Source organism: Klebsiella terrigena (genome assembly GCF_012029655.1).
In the GTDB taxonomy this organism is placed as follows: Bacteria; Pseudomonadota; Gammaproteobacteria; order Enterobacterales; family Enterobacteriaceae; genus Klebsiella; species Klebsiella terrigena.
On sequence record NZ_CP050508.1, the window covers coordinates 3,004,235 to 3,023,927 of the forward strand.

At 61.6% G+C, this 19,693-nt stretch carries 17 protein-coding genes; 9 read left to right on the forward strand and 8 right to left on the reverse strand.

The features are described from left to right. Positions 1 to 186 precede the first annotated feature (186 nt). The 6 genes from HCK03_RS14165 to HCK03_RS14190 are packed head-to-tail and all read left to right on the forward strand — an operon-like array spanning position 187 to position 7,300. A complete protein-coding gene (locus tag HCK03_RS14165) occupies positions 187 to 1,809 on the forward strand; it encodes a TIGR04028 family ABC transporter substrate-binding protein (protein ID WP_041145434.1) in 1,623 nt (540 codons plus the stop codon). Between the two features lie 10 nt (positions 1,810 to 1,819). After that, positions 1,820 to 2,764: an ABC transporter permease gene (locus HCK03_RS14170; RefSeq protein WP_041145433.1), complete on the forward strand. Its 945-nt coding sequence runs from the start codon at positions 1,820 to 1,822 to the stop codon at positions 2,762 to 2,764. Then, positions 2,761 to 3,612 carry an ABC transporter permease gene (locus HCK03_RS14175; protein WP_135184703.1) on the forward strand — a complete coding sequence of 284 codons (852 nt, stop codon included), beginning with the start codon at positions 2,761 to 2,763 and terminating at the stop codon, positions 3,610 to 3,612. Before HCK03_RS14170 ends, HCK03_RS14175 begins: the two co-directional genes overlap by 4 nt. Further along, on the forward strand, positions 3,609 to 5,213 hold the full coding sequence (locus HCK03_RS14180; RefSeq protein WP_167691779.1) for a dipeptide ABC transporter ATP-binding protein: 1,605 nt from the start codon (positions 3,609 to 3,611) through the stop codon (positions 5,211 to 5,213). The genes HCK03_RS14175 and HCK03_RS14180 overlap by 4 nt, the downstream gene beginning before the upstream one ends. Next, a complete protein-coding gene (locus HCK03_RS14185) occupies positions 5,210 to 6,199 on the forward strand; it encodes a putative FMN-dependent luciferase-like monooxygenase (protein WP_115192826.1) in 990 nt (329 codons plus the stop codon). Before HCK03_RS14180 ends, HCK03_RS14185 begins: the two co-directional genes overlap by 4 nt. A 9-nt stretch (positions 6,200 to 6,208) precedes the next feature. Next, positions 6,209 to 7,300, forward strand: coding sequence for an alkylhydroperoxidase domain protein (locus HCK03_RS14190; RefSeq protein ID WP_041145429.1), 1,092 nt, complete (start codon positions 6,209 to 6,211; stop codon positions 7,298 to 7,300). A 42-nt stretch (positions 7,301 to 7,342) separates the two neighbouring features. Here the strand turns inward: HCK03_RS14190 and araJ are convergent, their stop codons facing one another. Next, positions 7,343 to 8,494, reverse strand: a complete 1,152-nt coding sequence (gene araJ, locus HCK03_RS14195; RefSeq protein WP_041145428.1) for an MFS transporter AraJ — start codon at positions 8,492 to 8,494, stop codon at positions 7,343 to 7,345. Between the two features lie 337 nt (positions 8,495 to 8,831). Between araJ and ppk2 the strand changes: the two genes are divergently transcribed. Then, positions 8,832 to 9,650, forward strand: coding sequence for a polyphosphate kinase 2 (ppk2, locus tag HCK03_RS14200; protein WP_041145427.1), 819 nt, complete (start codon positions 8,832 to 8,834; stop codon positions 9,648 to 9,650). 147 nt (positions 9,651 to 9,797) lie between these two features. Then, complete coding sequence (locus HCK03_RS14205; RefSeq protein WP_041145426.1) at positions 9,798 to 10,229, forward strand: VOC family protein; 432 nt, start codon at positions 9,798 to 9,800, stop codon at positions 10,227 to 10,229. Between the two features lie 48 nt (positions 10,230 to 10,277). Here HCK03_RS14205 and fdnI read toward each other — a convergent pair whose 3' ends face one another. The 3 genes from fdnI to fdnG are packed head-to-tail and all read right to left on the reverse strand — an operon-like array spanning position 10,278 to position 14,870. After that, positions 10,278 to 10,934, reverse strand: coding sequence for a formate dehydrogenase-N subunit gamma (gene fdnI / locus HCK03_RS14210; protein WP_041145425.1), 657 nt, complete (start codon positions 10,932 to 10,934; stop codon positions 10,278 to 10,280). After that, a complete protein-coding gene (fdxH, locus tag HCK03_RS14215) occupies positions 10,927 to 11,811 on the reverse strand; it encodes a formate dehydrogenase subunit beta (RefSeq protein WP_076947191.1) in 885 nt (294 codons plus the stop codon). The genes fdnI and fdxH overlap by 8 nt, the downstream gene beginning before the upstream one ends. A gap of 11 nt (positions 11,812 to 11,822) precedes the next feature. Next, positions 11,823 to 14,870, reverse strand: a complete 3,048-nt coding sequence (gene fdnG / locus HCK03_RS14220) for a formate dehydrogenase-N subunit alpha (RefSeq protein ID WP_167691780.1) — start codon at positions 14,868 to 14,870, stop codon at positions 11,823 to 11,825. Between the two features lie 225 nt (positions 14,871 to 15,095). On the opposite strand from fdnG, the gene yddG reads away from it, so the two are divergent. Continuing rightward, positions 15,096 to 15,974: an aromatic amino acid DMT transporter YddG gene (yddG, locus tag HCK03_RS14225; RefSeq protein WP_041145421.1), complete on the forward strand. Its 879-nt coding sequence runs from the start codon at positions 15,096 to 15,098 to the stop codon at positions 15,972 to 15,974. Here yddG and benD read toward each other — a convergent pair. From benD to HCK03_RS14245, 4 genes are read right to left on the reverse strand one after another with little or no spacing between them, the layout of a single operon-like run. Next, positions 15,971 to 16,744, reverse strand: coding sequence for a benzoate diol dehydrogenase BenD (gene benD, locus HCK03_RS14230; protein ID WP_167691781.1), 774 nt, complete (start codon positions 16,742 to 16,744; stop codon positions 15,971 to 15,973). The two genes, yddG and benD, sit on opposite strands and share 4 nt — an antisense overlap. Before the next feature lie 9 nt (positions 16,745 to 16,753). Continuing rightward, complete coding sequence (gene benC, locus HCK03_RS14235) at positions 16,754 to 17,770, reverse strand: benzoate 1,2-dioxygenase electron transfer component BenC (protein WP_167691782.1); 1,017 nt, start codon at positions 17,768 to 17,770, stop codon at positions 16,754 to 16,756. A gap of 9 nt (positions 17,771 to 17,779) precedes the next feature. Continuing rightward, a complete protein-coding gene (gene benB, locus HCK03_RS14240; RefSeq protein ID WP_041145418.1) occupies positions 17,780 to 18,265 on the reverse strand; it encodes a benzoate 1,2-dioxygenase small subunit in 486 nt (161 codons plus the stop codon). After that, complete coding sequence (locus HCK03_RS14245; protein ID WP_128878254.1) at positions 18,265 to 19,647, reverse strand: Rieske 2Fe-2S domain-containing protein; 1,383 nt, start codon at positions 19,645 to 19,647, stop codon at positions 18,265 to 18,267. Before HCK03_RS14245 ends, benB begins: the two co-directional genes overlap by 1 nt. Between the last annotated feature and the right edge of the window lie 46 nt (positions 19,648 to 19,693).

Here is a 19,693-nt window from a genome sequence, read left to right on the forward strand (position 1 = left end):
AATAAAAAATGCTTAACGCATTCACCCCGCAGTTAAGCGGCAAAAGAGGCTCCCGCCAACGCGGCGTCATTTGAATACTGAAGCGTATTAATGCTTTTTACGCACATGCTTAGCGCAATTCCTTCGTTCCTTTGTCAATAACCGCGCCGGATGATGACAACACAATAGATAACAAAGGAATTCACCATGCAAAGCCGTTTTCGCCTGCCCGCGCTGGCAGCACTCTTTTTATCAGGCGCCTTTTCCGCCTGGGCCGCCGAAACTCCGGTTAAAGGCGGCACCCTGATCTACCTTGAGCAGCAGCCGCACACCAACCTTTATCCGCCCGCCGGCGGCTTCTACCCCAACGGCGGGATCCTCAACCAGATCACCGATAAGCTGACCTGGCAGAATCCCAAAACCTTAGCGGTCGAGCCGTGGATTGCCGAAAGCTGGACCACCAACGCCGACAAAACCGAATATACCTTCAGGCTGCGTCCCGGCGTGACCTTCTCCGACGGCACCCCGCTGGATGCCAACGCGGTCGCGAAAAACTTCGATACCTACGGGCTGGGGAATAAAGCCCACCGCCTGCCGGTCTCGGAGGTGATAAACAACTACGATCGCAGCGAGGTCATCGACCCGCTGACGGTAAAGTTCTATTTCAAAAAGCCGTCGCCGGGCTTCCTGCAGGGCACGGCAACCATCGGCTCGGGGCTGGTATCGCTTAGCACGCTGCAGCGCAACTTCGAGGAGCTCGGCGATGCGCGCAATATTATTGGCTCCGGGCCGTTCAGCGTTAAAGATGAAAAGCCGGGCCGCGAGCTGACGCTGGTTGCCCGCAAGGATTATCAATGGGGGCCCAAAAACCTGCCGCAGCAGGGACCGGCGAACCTCGACGGCATTACCTTTATCGTGACCCCGGAAGATAGCGTGCGCATCGGCGCCCTGCTGGCGGGCCAGGCCGACTTTATCCGCCAGGTGCAGGCCTACGATGAAAAACAGACCACCGACCAGGGCTTTATCCTCTACGCCGCGCCAACGCGCGGGGTGAACGACAGCCTGAGCTTCCGCCCGGACAACCCGCTGGTTTCCGACCTGCGCGTGCGCCAGGCGCTGCTGCATGCCACTAACGCAAAGCAGGTCGTCGATACCCTGTTTTCCACCAACTATCCGCAGGCAACCTCCGCCATCGCCAGCTCGGCGGCGGGCTATGTCAACCTCAGCGACAGGCTGACCTTCGACCCGGCTAAGGCCAACGCCCTGCTGGACGAAGCGGGCTGGAAGGCGGCGGCCGACGGCATTCGCGCCAAAGATGGCCAGCGGCTGGCGCTGACGGTCTACGAATCGCTGCCGCAGCCGCAAAATAAAGAGGTGCTGCAGCTGGTTGCTCAACAGTGGCGCCAGGTCGGCGTGGCGCTCAGCGTCAAGGCCGGAGACGCCGGCAGCAGGACCCTCGATAACCTCGATCCGCTGAAAACGCCGCTCACCGTGTCCGAAGTCGGCCGCGCCGACCCTGACGTGGTGAAAAGCATGTTCTTCCCGGGCAACCGCGATGCCCTGCTGCAAAAAGGCGGCTCCAGCGACAAGGTGCAGAGCTTCCGCGACGATAAGCTCAACGCCCTGCTTACCGCCATCTCCGCCGAGGTTGACGCGCAAAAGCGCCTGCAGCTGACCGGCGACGCTCAGCGCTATCTGCTGGATAACGCCTACGTGATCCCTATCTTTGAAGAGCCGCAGGTCTTTGCCGGAGCGAAATGGGTGAAAGGCGTCAGTTTTGAAGCGGTTGGCCGCCCGTCGTTCTACGGCGCGTGGCTCGACAAGCGCTAAGGAGTCGACGATGAGCCACTATCTTCTCAGCCGGCTGGGCCAGGGTGTCCTGGTGCTGTGGGCGGCGTTTACCCTCTCCTTCGTGCTGCTGCAGGTTCTGCCGGGGGATGCGGTGCTAATCAAGTTCCAGAATCCGGACCTTGGCCTCAGCCCGGCGCAAATCGCCGAAATGCGCCTCGCCTACGGCGCCGATAGTCCGCTGTGGCGGCAGTACCTGCACAGCCTGCTGGCGATGCTGCGCGGAGATTTTGGCTACTCGCTGCAGGCGGGGATCGCGGTCAACGCTCTGCTCGCCAGCAATCTTCCGCAAACCCTGAGCCTCGCGATCCCGGCCTTTATCGCGGCGATCGCGCTGGCGTTTACCCTCGCCTTCGCCGCCCGGCTGCCGGGGCTACGCTGGCTGAGTAACGCCCTGCAATCGCTGCCGGTGCTGTTTATCTCCCTGCCCACCTTCTGGCTCGGCATCGCCCTGATTCAGCTGTTCTCTTTCCAGCTGCGCTGGGTCCCGGTGATCAACCCCAGCCCGCTACAGGGGCTGATCCTGCCGATTATTGCCGTCGCGGTGCCGATCTCCGCGCCGCTGGCGCAAATACTGCTGCGCAGCATGGACCAGGTTGCCGCGCTGCCTTTTGTCGCCGTCGCCCGGGCGAAAGGAATGAGCGAAACCGGCGTGCTGTGGCGGCACGTCATCGGCAACGCGCTGCTGCCGGTGCTGAACATCGCCGGCCTGCTGCTGGGCGAGCTGATCGCCGGGGCGCTGATTACCGAAACCGTATTTGGCCGCGGCGGCCTCGGGCAGCTCACCCAGCAGGCGGTGAATAATCAGGATATCGCCGTCCTGCAGGCGGTGGTGATGATCTCGGCCCTTGGCTTCGTGCTGATTAATCTGCTGGTCGATCTGCTGATGCCGCTGTTCGATCCTCGTCTGAAACCGCTTGCCGGAGGTGCCCTATGAGCCTGGTTGATTACGCTATCGCCGCCCGCCGTCGGACGTTTAGCCGGCGCACCCTGCGCCTGCAGCCGGGGCTGTGGCTGGCCTGGGCGGTCATCGTTACCGCCGTGCTGCTGGCCGTCGCGCCGCAGCTCTTTACTCCCTATAGCCCGCTGGAAGGGATACCCGGCGCCCAGCGCCTGGCGCCGCAGGCCGGACACTGGCTCGGCACCGACCAGCTGGGTCGCGACCTGTGGGCGCGAATTGTCTACGGCGCCGTGCACTCCCTCAGCGCGGCGCTGGCGGCGGTCGCCATCGGGCTGATCGTCGGCAGCGCGCTCGGCACCCTTGCCGGCGCCGCCGCCGGACGCGTGGAGTCGGTGGTGATGCGGCTGGTTGACGTCCTGCTGGCGATCCCTTCGCTGCTGCTGTCGCTCACGGTGATCATCATCCTCGGCTTCGGCACCGTTAACGCCGCCGTGGCCGTTGGCGTCGCCGCGATTGCCAACTTTGCCCGCCTGGCGCGGGCGGAAGTGGTCCGCGTACGCCATAGCGATTACGTCGAGGCGGCTTACGGCAGCGGCGGGACCTTCTTCGCCGTCTTCTGGCGACATATTCTGCCGAACTCGCTGACCGCCGTGCTGGCTTTCGCCACCCTGCAGTTCGGCCAGGCAATCCTCGCGCTCTCAACCCTGAGCTTTCTCGGCTACGGCACCCCGCCGCCGGTCCCGGAATGGGGGCTGCTGATTGCCGAAGGGCGTAACTATCTTTCAACCGCCTGGTGGCTAACCACCTTCCCCGGCGTAGCGGTGGTGGCGGTGGTGCTCGCCGCCAACCGCATCAGCCGTCAATTTAGCGGAGAACGCGCATGAACGTATTAAGCGTTGAAAACCTGCGTATCAGCTACCGCTCCCGGCAGGAGTGGCGCGAGGTGGTGCACGGCGTCAGCTTTAGCATCAGGCGCGGCGAAATGCTGGCGTTCGTCGGCGAGTCCGGCTCCGGCAAGACCACCACCGCCCAGGCGATTATCGGCCTGCTGGCAGATAACGCCCGCCGCGACGGCGGGAAGATCGTCATTAACGCGCAGGATATCAGCGGCTGGTCGGGTAAGCGGCTCGATAGCCTGCGGGGGGCGCGCATCAGCCTGGTGCCTCAGGACCCGGGCAACTCGCTGAACCCGGTGCAGACTATCGGCGCCCAGGTCGGGGAGATCCTGCGTCTGCATCAAAAGCACAGCGCCGCCGAGCGCAAGAGTCAGGTGCTGGCCCTGCTGGAGAAAGTCGGCCTGAGCCATCCGGAACAGCGCTTTAACCAGTATCCGCACCAGCTCTCCGGCGGCATGAAGCAGCGGGTGCTGATCGCGATAGCCATCGCCCTGAAGCCGGATTTAATCATTGCCGACGAGCCCACCAGCGCCCTCGACGTCACGGTACAAAAGCGCATTCTCGACCTGCTCGATACCCTGCGCCGCGAATCCGGCACCGCGGTGCTGTTTGTGACCCACGATCTGGCGCTGGCGGCGCAGCGCGCCGAACGCCTGCTGGTGTTTCGCCACGGCGAGATTCAGGAGCACGGCGCTACGGCAGACGTGATCCGCACGCCGCAGCACGCCTACACCCGCCAGCTGCTCAGCGACCTGCAGGGGCAAAACCTCACCATCGCCCCGGCGGGCGGGCGCGGGCTGGCGACGCCGGCTATTCGCCTGGAAGGCGTCAGCAAGCGCTTCTCGTTGGGCCATTCGCATCTGCAGGCGCTGGACAGCGTGAGCTTCGAGGTGCGGCGCGGCAGCACCCACGCGCTGGTCGGCGAATCCGGTTCAGGGAAAACCACCCTCGCGCGGATCCTGCTCGGCTTTGAGCGCGCCGACAGCGGCGAGATTGCCATTGACGGCATCAATGCCGGACATTTAAGCCGCGAAGCGCAGCGCCAGCTGCGGCGCAAAATTCAGTTCGTCTACCAAAACCCGTTCGCCTCCCTCGACCCGCGCCAGACGCTGCAGGAAATTATCGAGGAGCCGCTGAAAAACTTTGACCGACTCAGCCCGACCCAGCGGCGCGCCCGCGTCGAGGCGGTTGCCGCCAGGGTCGCCCTCGCCCCCGAGCTGCTGGGGCGAACCGCCCGCGAGCTCTCCGGCGGCCAGCGCCAGCGGGTGGCGATTGCCCGCGCGCTGGTACTGGAGCCGACCATTCTGGTGCTGGATGAAGCCACCTCGGCGCTCGACGTCACGGTGCAGGCGCAAATTCTTGCCCTGCTCCAGCAGCTCCAGCAGCAGCTGGGGCTGACCTATCTGTTTATTACCCACGATCTGGCCACGGTGCGCCGCATCGCCCACAGCGTGACGGTGCTGCGCGCCGGCCTGGTTGTCGAGCACGGTGAGGTTGGCCGCCTGTTCGCCGCGCCGCAGCACGATTACACCCGCGAGCTTATAGCCGCTATTCCTCATTTTTCCACCTCAAGCAAGGAGGTTGCATGACGCGTAAACGTCTGGGCTTTTTCACCCGTCTGCTGGACGACGCGGCGCCGAAGGAGCGCTATCGCCTGGCGACCGAGCAGATCCGTCACGCCGAACGACTCGGCTTCGATAGCGCGTGGATTGCGCAGCACCATTTCCATGAGCATGAGGGCGGCCTGCCGTCGCCGCTGGTGTTTCTCGCCCATGCCGCCGCGCATACCGAGCGTATTCGCCTCGGTACCGCCATCATTACCCTGCCGATGGAGGATCCGCTGCGCGTTGCCGAAGACGCGGCGGTGCTGGATCTGCTCGCGGACGGGCGGCTAGAAGTGGGCTTTGGTTCGGGCGGCACGCCGACCTCGTTTTTACCCTTTGGTCTTACCAGCGAGCGGCGGGGGGAGGTTTTTGCCGAACACCTGCATCTGATCCAGAGCGCCTGGCGCGGCGATTCACTGGCCCATCCGGATAACCATCTCTACCCGCCGGCGCCGCAGCTCGCGGAGCGCATATGGATTGCCACGTTCTCCGCCGAAGGGGCTATCCGTGCGGGCCAGGCCGGGCACGGGCTGATGCTCTCCCGCACCCAGCCGCGCCCCGTCGGTCAACCGCAGCTGCCGCTGGACGCCATCCAGAATCCGATTATCGACGCCTACCTCAGCGCGCTCCCGGCGGGGGTCGCACCGAGGATCCTCGCTTCACGCACCGCGTTTGTTGCCGACAGTCGGCAGTACGCCCTGCAGGTGGCGGAGCCGGGCCTGCGTCGTCAGGCGGCGGCGCACCGCGCTGCCGGACATCAGCTTATTGGTGACACTGTCACAGATTATCTCTCTCAGCTGGATGCGCACGTCGGCGATGTCGAACAGGTGAAGGCTTCGCTGGCGCAGGATAGCGTGCTGGCGCGGGTGACCGATATTTCGTTCCAGGTCCACTCCGTTGAACCTTCGCATCGCGACACGCTGCGTTCTATTGAGCTGATCGCTCAGCATATTGCCCCGCAACTACAGTAAGGAGTCACCATGACACTGAGTCAGGATATTTTGGCTGAGCTGGCCGATATTGCCCCGAATTCCGCATTGGCCGAGGCCCGCGCGGTGCGCGAAGCGGCCACCCGCCATGCGCAGGGCAGCTATGAAACGCTGTTTGGCCAGGAGGAGGAGGATTTCCCGCTGAGCGAGCGCTTTGCGGTGGCCGCGAAGGTGGCCAAGCTGCACCAGGCCGACGCCCTCGCCGCCCACTACGCCGGATTTGGCCTTGCCGACCCGACGTCGCCGCGGCTGATCCCGGCGCTGGGATTTGCCCGCCTGCTGACCTTTACCCCAATCGAGGCCACGCCGTCGGCGCTGCAGGCGTTAACTCACGCCGGCTGGAGCCTGCGGGCGGTGGTCACCCTCGCCCAGCTCATCGCCTTTGTGAGCTTCCAGAGCCGGCTGATCGCCGGCCTGCGGCTGCTGAACGGTAAGCCAACGGCCAGCGCGGAGACGCCGGTGGTTGCCGGCTTCTGGCATACCGCGCCGCAGACGGTCAGCGGCAGGCGTGCGCCGGTGCACTTCACCCGCGACGAGCTGGGCTGGGAGCCGTGGATCGCCGCCAAACCGCTGGACGAATTCAGCGAGGACGAGCGCAACATCCTGGCGAAATATGGCCACAGCGACTCGCCCTATTTTCGCCTGCTGGCCCGCAACCAGCCGCTGCTGGAGCAGCGCACGCTGACCGACAAGGGTATTTTCTATACGCCGGGCGGGCTGCCGCGCGCCGAAAGGGAGCTGGCGGCGACGGTAGCCAGCAAAATTAACGGCTGTATTTATTGCGCTTCGGTGCACGCCCGCAAGGCGGCCCAGCTGGCAAAAGAGGAGACGGCGGTGGAAACCCTGCTGGCAGTGACGCCGGGAGATAACCTCGGCGACGGCCAGTCGGCGCGCTGGCAGGCGGAAATTGATTTTGCCGCCGCGGTCTCGGTCACCCCGTCGGCGCTCAACGCTGCCCATCTGGCCGCCGTTGAGCGTCAGGGGCTCGATACCCTCGCCCAGCTCGACCTGCTGCAATCCGCGGCCTTTTTCGCCTGGGCAAACCGCCTGATGCTGACCCTCGGCGAGCCGTTTACGGATTGACTCTTCGGCCCCGCGCGCCGCACCAGGCGCGGCGCGCGGCGGCTAGCGGAGGCTGCGCTGATAGCGAGCGTAAATCAGCAGCGAACTCATGGCGAGGAAGGAGAGCCCGGCGGCAGGCAGCGCAACCGAATTCCAGCCAAAGCCCCAGGTCAGCATCATTCCCCCGCACAGGGCGCCAATCGCGCTGCCGAGGTTAAAGGCAATCTGTCCCCCCGCCGCCCCCAGCATCTCTCCGCCGCGGGCGTTTTGCAGCAGCAGGATCTGCAGCGGCGCCGCGAGCGCAAACAGACCGGTACAGCAGATAAAGGCCAGCAGCAGCGCCGCCGGCTGACGATCGCCGAAGATAAACATCAGCAACAGCACCACGGCAATCATACCGTCGGTGGCGGCGGCAATGCGCAAAGGGCTAAAGCGGGCGGAAATTTTGCCGCTGAGCACGTTGCCCAGCACCATTCCCAGACCCACCAGCATCATAATAAAGATGATCGCGCCTTCGGAAAAACCGGCAACGTTAATCATAAACGGCTTGATATAGCTGAACCACGCAAATACGCCGGCGTTACCAAACAGCGTCGCGGCAAATATCAGCCACGGCGCCGGTGATTTTAAAAAGTAAAACTGTTCGCGCAATCGCGTCGTCGATTTATCAAACAGCGTCGGCACCCAGCGGATAATTGACAGGAAGACCGCGACGTTAAACAGGGAGAGGGCCATAAAGGTGTCGCGCCAGCTAAACTGGTGCCCGAGCCAGGTTCCGGCAGGCACGCCGATCAGGTTGGCCACCGTCATCCCGCCTATCATCCCGGCGACCGCCGCGGTGACTTTTCCCGGCGGGGCTATTTTCGACAGGATAATCGCGCCGACGCCAAAAAAGGCGCCGTGGGGGAAGCCGGAGACCAGCCGGCCGACCGCCAGCATGGCGTAGCTCGAAGAGAAGGCAAAAATGGCGTTACCGATAACGGTGAGCGCGGCGAGAAATAGCATGATCGATTTTAACGAAAAGCGGCTCGAAATCAGCGCCATCACCGGCGCGCCGATCACCACCCCGCAGGCGTAATAAGAGATCATATTGCCGGCGACGGGGATCGAGATCCCTACGTCGTGGGCCACTTCCGGCAGTACGCCCATGATGCCAAATTCCGCCATTCCCAGACCAAAGGTGCCAAGCGCTAACGAAAAAATCGTCTTTTTCATACTTCTGAACCTTAAATAACGCAGGCCTGCCCCGGCCGCAAACGGGCGCGACGGCAGGCCGGGCAACGTGGCAAACAGGTCAATCCCGGCGGTATAACCCTTTGTTTTTACTTTCGGTCGGCATTATTGACTATTCGGCAACCGCAGGCCAGACAAAAACGTGAAGTGACCTGTTTATCCATATAACGGCGCGATCGCTGCATGAATATCGCTTCTGCCGCTTAATTAGCGGGCGGCGCGGCGGCGGTGAATGAATATTTTCCGCCGTACGCTGGCGCTGTTATTACACTTCATAGTAGAGCGCTGACCCGGCGCGATATACGACGGAGAAGAGCCCATGGGAAATAAGAAAAAGAGCAAAGCCATCGACAGCGTCGGTAAAACCGAGCCGCTCGGCGAAAAAGAGTATCAAAAGGCGCTACGCAAGCTGCACGTTGAGCTGGTCAAGCTGCAGCTGTGGGTCGTCAGCCAGGGGCTGAAGGTCTGCATTGTGTTTGAGGGGCGCGACGGCGCGGGGAAAGGCGGCACCATCAAAGCCATCACCGAGCGGGTTAGCCCGCGCGTGTTTCGGGTTATCGCCCTCCCGGCCCCCACAGAGCGCGAGAAGAGCCAGCTCTACTATCAGCGCTATATTCCCTTTTTACCCGCCGCCGGAGAGATAGTGATCTTCGACCGCAGCTGGTACAACCGCGCAGGCGTCGAGCGGGTGATGGGCTTTTGTACCCCCGAGCAGACGGATAAGTTCCTTGAAGGCGCGCCGATGGTCGAGCGGGCGATGGTCGAGTCCGGGATCATTTTGCTGAAATACTGGCTGGAGGTGACCCCGGAGGAGCAGGAGCGCCGCCTGCGCGACCGCATCAACGACGGGCGCAAGATCTGGAAGCTGTCGCCAATGGACATCAAGTCGTTTAACCGCTGGGACGACTACACCGCCGCCAGGGACGCGATGTTTGCCGCCACCGATACCGCCTGGGCGCCGTGGTTTGTCGCCCGTTCGGAGGAGAAGAAGCGCGTTCGCCTGAACATCATTACTCACCTGCTGGCGCAGATCCCCTACAAGAACCCGCATATCGATCCGGTTAAATTGCCCAAGCGCAAAACGGGCAAGAGTAAATCCAGCGAGTACCCCTTCCGTTTTATCAAGGAACATTTCTAGCCTCTCCCGCCGGCTCCCGCATCGGCGGGAGCCTCTTCGCCCTACCTGTTTTGGCGATCGTCAATGGCACAATTCGCGCTTTACCTCAAGTTAACCTGAGGTATTACCGTTGTCGGCAGAACAAAACGACCTAACAGGAGCAGCATGATGCAGGAAGTAGACAGCGGTTTTACCCACGTCGCCTTTATGGTGCGCGATCTGCAAAAAAGTATCGATTTTTATACCCGCTACACCGCCATGCAGGTGATCCACCGGCGCTCGCCCGATCTGCCCTCCGCGCGCCACGTGGCGTGGCTGAGCGACCGCACCCGCCCGTTTGCGCTGGTGCTGGTGCAGACGGATAGCCACACCGATACCCCGCTTGGGCCCTTCGGTCACCTTGGGGTAGCCTGCGCGACGCGCCAGGAGATCGATGAAAAAACCGCGATAGCGCGCCGCGAGGGCGTGCTGCGCAGCGAGCCTGAACAGCTCGGCGAGCCGGTGGGCTACTACGTGTTCTTTGCCGACCCGGACGGCAATACCCTCGAGCTCTCTTACGGCCAGCGGGTGGGGCTGGAGGTCCTGCGCGGCGAAGGCTAAAAAAAATGGCGCGACATCGGTCGCGCCATGCAGAATTCCGCGGCAGGCCTATTTTATCCCCTGCGAACTCTCTTTCTTCGCCTCCAGGCGCTCGACGTCGCGGTACCAGCGCGGGTGGTGTTTTTTCGCCCAGCGGCGGCTCACCTTGCCTTCAACCATGCCTTTAATCGACCCCTTCACCCAGAACGCCATATACATATGGATCAGGATGGCGTGGATCAGCACAATCGCCGACGCCGCGTGGATCAGCAGGCCGTAGCGGATGACCTGAATCGGGAAATAGTGCGCAAACCAGGGCCGCCAGATAATCACCCCGGTCACCAGCAGCACAAAAATCATGCTCATGATGGTCCAGAACATCATCTTCTGCCCGGCGTTATATTTCCCGACGCGCGCCACCTTATGCTCGTTGCCTTTCAGCACCTCAACAATCCCCTTCAGCCACGGAATATCCTGCTTGTCGGGGATGTTATGCTGCACAAAACGGACGAACATAAACATCAGGGCGATAAAGATAACCACCCCAAAGAAGGGATGCAGAATGCGCCCCATCTGCGGCGTACCGAAAGTTTCCGTCAGCCACTGCAGACTCGGGAAGAAGAACGAGATCCCGGACAGTGAAACCAGAAAGAAGCAGATAACCACCGTCCAGTGACAGGCGCGGTCGATAAACTTCGTGCGCACAATCATCTTCGATTTACTCATCATGTTCCTCCTCATCGTCATCCACTTCCTTGTTCGGTCCGATACCGATGTAGTGATAGATAAGCCCGGCAAAGGTGGCGACAAAGCCCAGTGCCGAGAGCGGCTTCAGCGCCCCTTTCCACAGATTGATGCTGGTATCGATTTTCGGATCGTTCGGCAGCTTGTGGTACAGCTCCGGCTGGTCGGCGTGATGCAGCACGTACATCACGTGCGTGCCGCCCACGCCCGGCGGGTTGTACACCCCGGCGTGCGGATAGCCGCGCGCCTTCAGCTTGTTGACCCGCTCCTGCGCCACCTCCAGCATCTCTTTCTTGCTGCCGAAATGAATCGCCCCGGTCGGGCAGGTTTTCACGCACGCCGGCTCCTGACCGACGCTGACGCGGTCGACGCAGAGCGTGCATTTATAGACCCGGTTATCCTCTTTATTGAGGCGCGGGACGTTAAACGGACACCCGGCAATGCAGTAGCCGCAGCCAATGCAGTTTTCCTGCTGGAAGTCGACGATGCCGTTCGCGTACTGAATAATCGCGCCGGCCGAGGGGCAGGCCTTCAGGCAGCCCGGATCTTCGCAGTGCATGCAGCCGTCTTTACGGATCAGCCACTCCAGCCTGCCGTTCTGTTCGGTTTCGCTAAAGCGCATCACCGTCCAGGATTTGGCGCTGAGATCCGCCGGGTTATCGTAAACCCCGACGCAGTGCCCCACCTCATCGCGGATATCGTTCCACTCGGAGCAGGCCACCTGGCAGGCCTTGCAGCCCACGCAGGATGACACATCGATAAGCTTGGCGACTTCCGCCTTAAAGTCCCGCGCGCGGGGCGCGGGAGTGATAGGGTTCGTCGCGGAGCGTTTAATAATGTCCTGTGTTTCCATCGCCATTGAATCGCCCCTTACGCTTTCTCGATGTTGACCAGAAACGCCTTATACTCCGGCGTTTGCGAGTTGGAATCGCCGACGTTCGGCGTCAGGGTATTGGCGATGTAGCCTTTACGGGCCACCCCTTCAAAGCCCCAGTGCAGCGGGATCCCGACGGTTTCCACCTGCTGGCCGTTGACGTTAAGCGTCTGCAGGCGCCGGGTCACTACCGCCACCGCGCGAATAAAGCCGCGCATGCTGCTGACCGTCACGCGATCGCCGTTGGCAATCCCCTTGGCTTTCGCCAGCCCCTCGCTGATTTCGACGAACTGCTCCGGCTGCGCGATGGCGTTAAGCAGCGCGTGCTTGGTCCAGGTGTGGAAGTGCTCGGTCAGGCGATAGGTGGTGCCGACGTACGGGAACCTGTCTTTCTTACCTAAGCGCACGGCATCCTCTTCGTACAGACGCACCACCGGACTGGAGATAACGTTCGGGTGCAGCGGGTTGGTACCCAGCGGCGTCTCCATTGGCTCGTAGTGCTCAGGGAACGGACCTTCCGCCAGCTTATCCAGCGCAAACAGCCGGCCGAGACCCTCCTGCTGCATGATAAACGGACCGGTTTTGCTCCCCGGCGGCGCGGTGTTGAAGTCCGCAATATCGTTCCCGACCCACTTAGCGCCGTTCCACTGGATCAGCATCCGTTTCGCATCCCACGGCCTGCCGTAGATATCCGCCGACGCGCGGTTATAGAGCACCCGGCGGTTTAGCGGCCACGCCCAGGCCCAGCCCAGGGTGTTGCCAAGGCCCGACGGATCGGCGTTGTCGCGGTTGGCCATCTGGTTGCCCTGCTCGGTCCAGCTGCCGGTATAAATCCAGCACGAGGATGAGGTTGAGCCGTCGTCGCGCAGCAGCGCGAAGCTGTTCAGCAGTTGGCCTTTTTTCGCCACCAGCGCGCCGTTGGCGTCGTAGAGATCCGCCAGCGCGTAGCCGTTGCTCTCTTTTGCCACCTCTTCCGATTCCGGACGATCCGGCTGCTTGTAGTCCCAGGCCATTTTCAGCAGCGGCTCGACGCCTTTGCCGCCCTCGGCGCGGTACATTTCGCGCAGACGGTGGTAGATACCGGCAAGGATTTCGCCGTCGTTGCGCGCTTCGCCCGGCGCGTCCTGGCCCTTCCAGTGCCACTGCAGCCAGCGTCCGGAGTTGGCGATAGAGCCATCTTCTTCGGCAAAGCAGGTGGACGGCAGGCGGAAGACTTCCGTCTGGATCGCCGCCGGGTCAACGTCGTTGGACTCGCCGTGGTTTTGCCAGAAGACGGAGGTTTCGGTCACCAGCGGATCGATAACCACCATGTACTTCAGGTTGCTGAGGCTGCGCACCACCTTGTTTTTGTCCGGGAAGGACGCCACAGGGTTAAAGCCCTGGCAGAGGTAGCCGTTGACTTTGCCGCCATCCATCATGTTGAAGTACTTGATAACGTCGTAGGCCTGATCCCATTTCGGTAACCAGTTAAAGCCCCAGTCGTTCTCTTTTTGCGCCGCGTCGCCGTAGAAGGATTTCATCAGGCTGACGAAGAACTTAGGATAGTTGCTCCAGTAGTTCACCTGCTCGTCCAGCGTCGCTTTTGGCGTGTTGGCCTGCAGATAGCTGTGCAGATCCGTCTGCTTTTCCGCCGGCAGCGTCAGATAGCCGGGCAGGCTGGTTGACAGCAGGCCAAGGTCGGTCAGCCCCTGGATATTAGAGTGGCCGCGCAGCGCGTTGACCCCGCCGCCCGCCATCCCCATATTGCCGAGCAGCAGCTGGATCATCGCCATGGTGCGGATGTTCTGCGCCCCGACGGTGTGCTGCGTCCAGCCCAGCGCATAGAGGAAGGTGGTGGTGCGATCCGCCGCGCTGGTGGAGGCCAGCACTTCGCACACCTTGAGGAAGTCCGCTTTTGGCGTCCCGCAGATGTTCTCCACCACGTCCGGCGTATAGCGGGAGACGTGCTGTTTTAGCAGGTTCCAGACGCAGCGCGGGTGGGTCAGGGTTTCATCGCGTTTGGCAAAGCCGTTTTCATCAAACTGGTAGTTCCAGGAGGACTTATCGTACTGGCGTTTTTCAGCGTCGTAGCCGCTGAACAGGCCGTCATCGAAGGCAAAATCATCGCGCACCAGCAGGTTAGCGTTGGTGTAGTGCCTGACGTATTCGGCGTTAATTTTGTTATTTTCAATCAGGTACAGCAGTACCCCCGACAGGAAGGTAATGTCGGTGCCGGAGCGGATTGGCGCATAGATATCGGCCACCGATGCCGTACGCGTAAAGCGCGGATCGACGACGATAAGCGTCGCATCGTTATTGTTCTTCGCTTCTAACGCCCAGCGGAATCCCACCGGATGTGCTTCAGCGGCGTTGCCGCCCATCACCATCACTACGTTAGCGTTTTTGATATCAACCCAGTGGTTGGTCATCGCACCGCGACCAAATGTTGGAGCAAGACTTGCTACCGTTGGTCCGTGTCAGACGCGCGCCTGGTTATCTACCGCCAGCATGCCGAGAGAGCGCACAAACTTCTGCGTCAGCATGCCGGTTTCATTACTCGCCGCGGACGCGCAGAGCATCCCGGTGGAAAGCCAGCGGTTAACCGTTACGCCCTGTTCGTTGTTCTCAATAAAGTTGGCGTCACGGTCGGCTTTCATTAGTTTGGCAATGCGATCGAAGGCCTCATCCCAGGAAATACGCTGCCAACTGTCGGAGCCCGGCGCGCGGTATTGCGGGTAGCGCAGGCGGTTTTCGCTGTGCACGTAGTCCAGCAGGCCCGCCCCTTTCGGGCACAGCGCGCCGCGGCTCACCGGGTGATCCGGGTCGCCTTCGATATGATAAATTGCTTCTTTCGCGTTCTTCGCGCCGTCGCCCAGGCTATACATTAATAGCCCGCAGCCCACGGAGCAGTATGTGCAGGTGTTGCGGATCTCTTTGGCGCGCAATAGCTTGTAGTTACGCGCCTGAGCCAGCGCCATTTTGGGTGCAAAACCCAGGGCAGCAGCTGTTGTTCCGGCCATACCGCCTGCGCAGATTTTGAAAAACTTTCTGCGGCTGACGTCCATTGATTTTCTCCATGCAGGAATTTTGTTCATCGCGGGGGGGAAACTAACAGCAATGTCCCTGTTTTTATTGCGTCAAATCAATGTCGAAAACGCTCGCCCCCTTAATAGTCAGGCCCCGCAGCTTTAATTACTCCCTTAGGATTAACGGCTGATGAAAATATCGGCCGGGCGGAATAGAAAAGTGTTATAAATCGAAGCTGAATTCGTATTGGCATCAGGTTTAAGATGGAAAAGAAAAAGGCAACGTTAACCGGACTGGCGGCTATTGTGCTGTGGAGCACCATGGTCGGTTTGATTCGCGGAGTGAGCGAAGGATTAGGTCCGGTAGGCGGCGCGGCAATGATCTACAGCCTCAGCGGTATATTGCTGGTGTTTACCGTTGGCTTCCCGCAGCTGCGGCAGATCCCGCGCGCCTATTTACTGGCCGGCAGCCTGCTGTTTGTCAGCTATGAAATCTGCCTCGCGCTTTCTCTGGGCTTTGCCGGCACCCGCCAGCAGGCGATCGAAGTGGGTATGGTCAACTATCTGTGGCCCAGCCTGACGATTTTATTCGCCATTCTCTTTAATCAGCAGAAAAGCACCTGGCTGGTTATTCCCGGCTTATTTATTGCGCTGTTTGGCGTCGTTTGGGTATTAGGCGGTGAGCACGGCCTGAATATTGATGAAATTATCAGCAACGTCGTCTCCAGCCCCCTGAGCTATATTCTGGCATTTGTCGGCGCCTTTATCTGGGCGGCCTATTGTACGGTGACCGCCAAATATGCGAAAGGCAAAAACGGTATCACCCTGTTCGTATTATTAACGGCGCTGACCCTGTGGCTGAAATTTCTGTTCAGCGAGCAGCCGCCGATGATCTTTAGCTGGCCGGTAGTTATCAAGCTGGTGATGGTGGCGGTGGCCCTGGGGCTGGCCTACGCGGCGTGGAACGTGGGGATCCTCCACGGCAACGTCAGCCTGCTGGCGGCGGCGTCGTACTTTACGCCAGTGCTCTCATCGGCGCTGGCGGCGGTACTGCTGAGCGCGTCCCTGTCGTGGTCGTTCTGGCAGGGAGCCGGCATGGTGTGCGCCGGCTCCCTGCTCTGCTGGTACGCGACCCGACGCTAGCCGAGATCGCCCCCGGCCACCGGCAGCGTAACGCCGGTGATATAGCTTGCCTCATCGCTGGCGAGAAACAGGATCGCGTTTGCCTGTTCCGCCAGCGTCCCGTAGCGATGCATCAGGCTGCTCTGCACCGTTTGATCGACCACCTGCTGATACCATCCCTGCTCCTGCGCCGTCGGCGTCTCGCGATTGCGCGGCGTCAGGCGCGCCGGGGCCTCGGTGCCGCCGGGCGCTACCGCGTTGATGCGAATGCCGCTGCCGCTGTACTCCATGGCAATCGAGCGGGTCAGCGCGTTGACCCCGCCCTTGGCCGCCGAATAGGGAACCCGGTTGACGCCCGCGGTCGCCACGGACGAGACGTTAACGATGGCGCCCTTGCCCTGGCGTAGCATCCACGGCAGCGCCGCCCGGCAGCCCCATAGCGTCGGAAACAGCGACCGGCGGATCTCCTGTTCAATCTGCTGCGGCTGATATTCGGCGAAGGGCCGCGCCCAGATGGTGCCACCAATATTGTTAATCAGCACGTCGAGGCGGCCGAAATGGGCCACGCCTTCGGCAAAAACCTGCTCGGTGCTCGCCCACTGCTCAAGGTCAGCCTCCAGCGCCAGCACGTCGCAGCCGGACTCCGCCAGCGTCGCCGCCAGCTCGTGTACGTAGCGGGAGCGGTCGATCAGCAGCAGCCTCGCGCCCTCGCGCGCCGCCTGCTCAGCCGTCTGCCGACCGATCCCCTGGGCCGCGCCGGTGATCGCCACTACCTTATCCTGAAATCGCATGCTCTCTCCTTATGCCGCCGCGCTCTGGCTGGCGATAAATTTTTCATACCAAAAACCGGCCGGCGCAACGCCGCGGTCGCGAAGCGCGGAGGAGACCGCGTTAACCATCGGCGGCGGACCGCAGAGGTAGATATCAACATCCCCGCCGTTAAGCATGGACTCATCGAGATGGTCGGTGACAAACCCACGCTGCGGACAGCCGCTTTGCGGGTCGGCCACCACCGGCAGCCAGCGGTAGCCGGAGAGCTGGCCGACGAAGGCGTCCAGCGCCTCGGTTTTGACCAGATCGCTATCGCGGGTAACGCCGTACACCAGGGTCACCGGGCGGGTGCTGCCCTGCTGCACGAGGGTGTGCAGCATCGACAGCAGCGGTGCCAGGCCGGTTCCGCCGGCGAGCATCAGCAGCGGACGCTCGCCGCCGCGCAGATAAAAGCTGCCCATCGGCCCGCTGAGGATCAGCCGCTCGCCGGGCCGCGCGCGCTGCGTCAGCCACTGGCTCATGATGCCGCCGGGCACGTTGCGGATCAGGAAACGACCCTCACGCGCCCCGGAAAGGGAGCTAAAGGAGTAGGCGCGCACGTGGGGGGTACCCGGGACCTGAATATTGATGTACTGCCCAGGCAGAAACGCCAGCGCTTCGTCAAGCGCGACCACCAGCTCAAGGGCGCTCTCCGACAGGGCGTTGACCGCCACCACCGCCGCGCCGACGCTGGCCAGCGCGGTTTTGCACTGCGCCGCCGCCACCGGCACGTCAATCACGCAGTCGCTGGTCGGGATCATCTGGCAGGTCAGCACCTGGCGCGCGGCGGCCTCCTCGTCGCTCAGCGCCTCTTCGAGATAGTCATCGCCCAGGGCGTAATCACCGCTGGCGCAGCGGCATTTACAGGTGCCGCAGACGCCGTCCGAACAGTCCATCGGCAAATTCACCTTCTGCCGATAGGCGGCATCCAGCACCTTCTCCCCGGGGTTGCAGTGGATAAAGCGGGTGATGCCGTCCTCAAAATTGAGCGCAATATTAAAGGTCATAAGCCCCTCTTAAATATGGTAAACGTCGATGACCTGACGGATGTAGTCGTTGTTCAGGCGCACAGTTTTTCGCACAATCTGCGGCCTGCCGTCCTCGACGGTGAGGGTGCAGCAGGTCGAGCCAAAATAGGCATCGGTCTGCTGGTAGCGATGGCTCCAGGTCACCCAGCTGTAGCGCACCTCCAGGCCCTGCTCGCCTTCGCCCGTCAGCTCCACGTTGCTGATCGTGTGCGTGGTCCGCGGCTCCGGGGTGCTGGCGCCGGAGCGTTCCGTTTTGATGCGGTACACCCGGTCCTCAAGCCCCTCGCGGTTGGGGTAGTAGATCAGCGAAATCTCGCGCTGCGGGTCGCGGGTGAGCCGGTCGTCATCGCCCCACGCCGGCATCCAGAACACTACCTTCGGGCTGTAGCACGTCAGCCATTCGTCCCACTGGCGGTCGTCAAGCAGGCGGGCTTCGTAGTAGAGAAACTGGCGAACCTGTTCAAGCGTCAACATTACGCCACCTCCACGCGCTGGGTAATCGACTGGTCGTAGCGCTGCTGCTCTTTATCAAGCGCCGCCAGCATCACGTTCTGCCAGTGGTGGTGATGGGCAATGTACAGGGCTTCATCCTCCGACTTGACACCGCTCAGCAGCGGCGTAAATCCGGCGTGCCGGGCGTGCTCATCCGCACCATCGACCCAGTGCAGCGCGCCGCGGCTGAGGTCGCTCCACGCCAGGCTCTCGCCGAGGTAGCCGCGCTGGCAGGCGCTGAACTCTTCGAGGTCATCCGGGGTGCCCATTCCGCTGACGTTAAAGAAATCCTCGTACTGGCGAATACGCAGGGCGCGGGCCTCGTCGGGCTCCCCTTTTGGCGCAAAGCACCAGATGGTCACTTCGGTTTTATCGACGGCGATCGGGCGGATCACGCGGATCTGAGTGGAGAACTGATCCATTAGGTAGACGTTAGGATAGAGGCACAGGTTGCGGGTTTCGTTGACCATCTGGTCGGCGCGCAGCTCGCCAAACTCCGCCTGCAGGCGCGCCCGGTGCGCGTAAACCGGACGCACCTCCGGATTGAGCGCGCGGGTCCACAGCAGCATATGGCCGTTTTCAAAGCCGTAGCCGCCGCCAAGGCTTTTCGACCAGCCGTTGGCGTCCACCGAGTGCGTCCCTTCCGCTTCATAGTTGCGCCGCGACATCGTTGAGGCGTAGTTCCAGTGCACCACGCTGACGTGGTAGCCGTCGGCGCCGTTTTCCGCCCCCAGCTTCCAGTTACCCTCATACACGTAGCTCGAGGAGCCTTTGAGGACCTCCAGCCCTTCGGCCGCCTGATCGACCATCAGATCGATAATCTTCAGGGTCTCGCCGAGATACTGCTCCAGCGGCTGCACGTCGTCGCTGAGGCTGCCGAACAGAAAGCCGCGGTAGGACTGAAAGCGCGGGAGCTTTTTCAGGTCATGGGAACCCTCGTGTTTAAACGTCTCCGGGTAGCCGCCGGTGCTCTCGTCTTTCGCTTTTAGCAGCTTGCCGCTATTGCCAAAGGTCCAGCCGTGGAACGGACAGGTGAAGGAGTTTTTATTCCCGGTTTTGCGCCGACACAGCATGGCGCCGCGGTGCGCGCAGCTATTAATAAGCGCATGGAGCTGGTTCTTTTTATCCCGGGTAATAATCACCGGCTGGCGCCCGAGGGTCAGGGTATAATAATCGCCGGCCTCGGCAATTTGACTTTCATGGGCGAGAAACGCCCAGTTTCCTTCGAATATATGCTTCATTTCAAAATCAAATAGCTGGCTGTCGGTAAATATTGAGCGATGGCAGCGATAAATATGCTTTTCACGGTCAACAATTAATGCGTTGCTAATTTTAGCTTTTAACGTTGCGTACGTTTTTTGCATGAGTCAGGTCCTCCTGCATTATTCAGGATTAAAAGGCGGTGGCGAA